Origin of the sequence: Sphaerotilus sp. (assembly GCF_041083715.1) — a bacterium.
GTDB lineage: Bacteria > Pseudomonadota > Gammaproteobacteria > Burkholderiales > Burkholderiaceae_C > Sphaerotilus.
In genome coordinates this window covers 1-3,240 of record NZ_JBFPGY010000132.1, presented here as the reverse complement: position 1 = coordinate 3,240, position 3,240 = coordinate 1, and the positions used below count along the sequence as shown (strand labels likewise).

At 67.0% G+C, this 3,240-nt stretch carries 4 protein-coding genes; 1 reads left to right on the top strand and 3 read right to left on the bottom strand.

Features of this window, described 5'->3' with window-relative positions:
- Nucleotides 1-243, bottom strand: a 243-nt coding sequence (locus AB3X43_RS06255) for a WecB/TagA/CpsF family glycosyltransferase (protein ID WP_369429004.1), incomplete at its 3' end; no start/stop codon positions are given.
- A gap of 13 nt (nucleotides 244-256) precedes the next feature.
- Nucleotides 257-1,066: a WecB/TagA/CpsF family glycosyltransferase gene (locus tag AB3X43_RS06250; RefSeq protein WP_369429005.1), complete on the bottom strand. Its 810-nt coding sequence runs from the start codon at nucleotides 1,064-1,066 to the stop codon at nucleotides 257-259.
- A gap of 281 nt (nucleotides 1,067-1,347) precedes the next feature.
- Here AB3X43_RS06250 and AB3X43_RS06245 point away from each other — a divergent pair, with 281 nt between their 5' ends.
- A complete protein-coding gene (locus AB3X43_RS06245; protein ID WP_369429003.1) occupies nucleotides 1,348-3,015 on the top strand; it encodes a S8 family peptidase in 1,668 nt (555 codons plus the stop codon).
- On the opposite strand, the gene AB3X43_RS06240 is transcribed toward AB3X43_RS06245, so the two are convergent.
- The coding region (locus AB3X43_RS06240) for a formate dehydrogenase subunit delta (protein WP_369429002.1) at nucleotides 3,002-3,240 on the bottom strand (239 nt) is incomplete at its 5' end. The two genes, AB3X43_RS06245 and AB3X43_RS06240, sit on opposite strands and share 14 nt — an antisense overlap.

Genomic DNA, 3,240 nt, shown 5'->3' with positions numbered 1-3,240 from the left:
CCAGGCCACGGGCCAGCCGTCCGGCGTCACCATGTCCGCGCCGGCAATGTGCCGCCCATGCACCGGATCCCGGCTGGCCCGAACGATCGAGTGGGCATCGCAGATCGATACGTAACGCGACTCGCGCCGTTCGGCCCAGTCGCAGATGCGCGCCACCGCTGTCGCCCAGTCCAGCACATCAACCGGCACGCCCAGAACCTGGTGCTGCGTCCGGTCAGACCGGCAAGAATCCAGCTTGTGCACGGTGCTGGCCTCCTCAGCGGCTCAACAGCTGCTTCACGACCTGCAGCATGAACTTGGTGTTGGTGGTCAGGTAGCGGCGACCGAGGCGGCGCGGCTCGGACCAGAACCGGTGCAGCCACTCCAGACCATGCCGCTGCATCCACACCGGTGCACGCTGCAACGTGCCGGCGTGGTAGTCGAACGCCGCGCCGACACCCACCATGACGGCGTTGATGCGTCCGCGGTGAGCCGCCATCCAGCGCTCCTGCTTCGGGCAACCCAGGCTGACCCAGACCGTGCCGGCGCCGGAGGCATTGATGCGCTGCACGATCTCGGCATCCTCCTCGGATGTCAATGCACGGAACGGCGGCGAGTAGCAGCCAGCGATCTGGAGGGTCGGAAACGCCTTGTGCAATCGTTGCTGGAGCGTCTCCAGTGTCTCCGGCGTATTGCCATACAGGAAGACGCGCTCGTCCCGCCGGGACGCCTGTGCGCAATACCGGAACATCAGATCGGGACCGTTGATGCGCATCTGGTCGCGGTAGCCGAGCCGGCGCATCATCCAGGCGACCGGGGCTCCGTCCGGTGTGGCCATGTCCGCCTGCTGGATGACGTCGTGGAAGTCAGGGTCCTGCTGCGCGGTGATCACCGAGTGGACATTGCAGATGCAGACATAGCGACTCTCCCGACGAGCGGCCCATCCGGTGATCACGGCACAGGTCTCGTCCCAGGAAATGGCATCGATGGGTGCACCGATCACGCTGACCAGCGTGCGCCCACCGGCCGGAGGCAGCAGATCTGCTGGCGGGGGTGGTATGCGGGAGACGTCGGTCCGATGGAGCATGGTCAAGGAAAAGTGAGGGCTTGAATAGTAAGCGGGGCCATCGATCGAAACGCCCCGTGTCTGCGCGGCCTGGCGTGCAGCGCACGATATGTACGCGCACGAATTCACACATGCCAGTCACAGCGCATCGAAATGAAAAGGCGGAGATTCACTTTCTTTTGCAGCGATCGACAACACGAAGGACCCACCGGCCGCCTCTTTCCGGCTTCTCCCGGCACGCTCCTCCGGACGACTCGAAGATGCAAAAATCGCACAGGCTTCACCAGAGGGTGATCACCACCATGCTCGCCGTCTTGCTGATCGCCTGCGGCGGCGGCGGCGATGACGGCGGCAATCCGGCGGGGACCAGCACGGCCACGGTCGAACTCGACCACCTCGACGCATCGGAGCTTCTGGCAAGGGCCGCCCTGAGCCCGGACAGCGCACCGGACAGCGCGCACTTCATTGTCACGCTCAACGCCGCGGTCGTCGCGGAAAACGTTCGCCTGAACGCCCGCACGCTCGGTGCCGAGGCTCCACAGGTGCAGGCCGAACGGGCCGTGCAGTCCGTCACGGCCCGACTGATGGGGGCCTCCGCCGGCATGCAGGCCCACCGGATCTATGCCCATGCGCTGCAGGGCTTCGCGGTCACAGTGCCGCCATCCGAAGCAGCCAGCTTCGTGGAGCGCCTGCAGAATGACCCGGCAGTGACCCGCATCGAACACGACCGGGTCGCCAGCATCGGCGCAGCGCAGACCGTCACCACCACCGCGCCAGCCACCACGGTGATCACCCGCTCGCTCGACAACCGGGTCTGGGGCCTGGACCGCATCGATCAGATGGCGCTGCCGCTGAACAACGAGTTCCGGAGCAGCCTGGATGGCCGAGGCGTGCACATCTACATCGTCGACACCGGCATCAGCGCCCATGACGAATTCGGCAGCCGACTCGCAGACGATGGCCTAGACGCCATCCAGGACGGGCGGGGCACGGCCGACTGCAACGGTCACGGCACCCACGTCGCGGGCACGGCCGCCGGCGCGATGTCGGGCGTGGCCTCTGGCGCCACCCTGGTGCCGGTCCGGGTGATGAACTGCTTCGGCAGCGGCAGCGTGAGCGACATCCTCCTCGGCTTCGACTGGATCATGGCCAATGGCAAGCGTCCGGGTGTCGTCAATCTCAGCCTCGGCAGCAACCTCAGCAGCGCGCTGGACGACGCAGTCACCCGCCTGACGGGGGCGGGTTTCACGGTTTCGGTGTCCGCCGGCAATGGCAATGCCGATGCCTGTACCCAGTCGCCGGCACGTGCACCGGCGGTGCTGACGGTGGCTTCCAGCACGTCCAATGACGCACGCTCCAGCTTCTCGAACTTCGGCCGCTGCGTGGACCTGTTCGCGCCTGGCTCCGCCATCAGCTCCGCCGCAGCGTCCAATCCGCACGGCTGGACCACCCTGAGCGGTACGTCCATGGCGGCGCCGCACGTGACGGGTGCCGCCGCCCTGCTGCTGCAGGAGCGACCGAAGCTGACACCCGCGCAGGTCGCCACCCAGATGCTCTACCAGGCGACACCCTCGCGCATCACGGATTCCAGGGGATCCCCCAACAAGCTGCTGTTCACCGGACCGGGCCGGCAGCTGTACTTTCCCACGCCGTGGGACGTGCATGTCGCGCAGCTGACTCCCAGCGGCAAGACGCTGACCCGCACCAGCTGGCAGGCCAGCGTGACCGTCACCGTGCACAACGAGGACAACCTCCCGCAGAAGGACGTGACGGTCACCGCGCAGTTCTCCAACAAGTCCAACCTGGTGACGTGCATCACCACGGCCACCGGCGCCTGCGTGCTGAAAAGCGTCAACCTGCCCACGGCCGCCGCGGACGTGACCTTGGCCGTGACCCAGCTCAGTGGCGCCGCGATGACCTACAAAGCAGCGACCAACCTGCGCAGCAGCACACCCATCACCCGCCCGTGACCGGCCGCGGCCCGCCGTTCAGTCGGTCTGGCGAGGCCTCGGGCACCAGCATGGCCCGTCGGGACGTGACCGCCTCCCGCACCAGATCGCCCAGTCCAGCGCCGCCTTGCGGACCATCCAGGTAGGCATACAGCTGCCGCCGCATCCTCGGCTCCCAGAACTTGCGGAGGTGGCTGGCGACCTCGTCGATCGCCTCGGCACGGTCCGGGTACGCCGAGAAGAAGT

Coding starts and splice junctions, on each gene's coding strand:
- AB3X43_RS06250 (WP_369429005.1), bottom strand. CDS start 1,066: ATGCTCCATCGGACCGACGTCTCCCGCATACCACCCCCGCCAGCAGAT.
- AB3X43_RS06245 (WP_369429003.1), top strand. CDS start 1,348: ATGCTCGCCGTCTTGCTGATCGCCTGCGGCGGCGGCGGCGATGACGGC.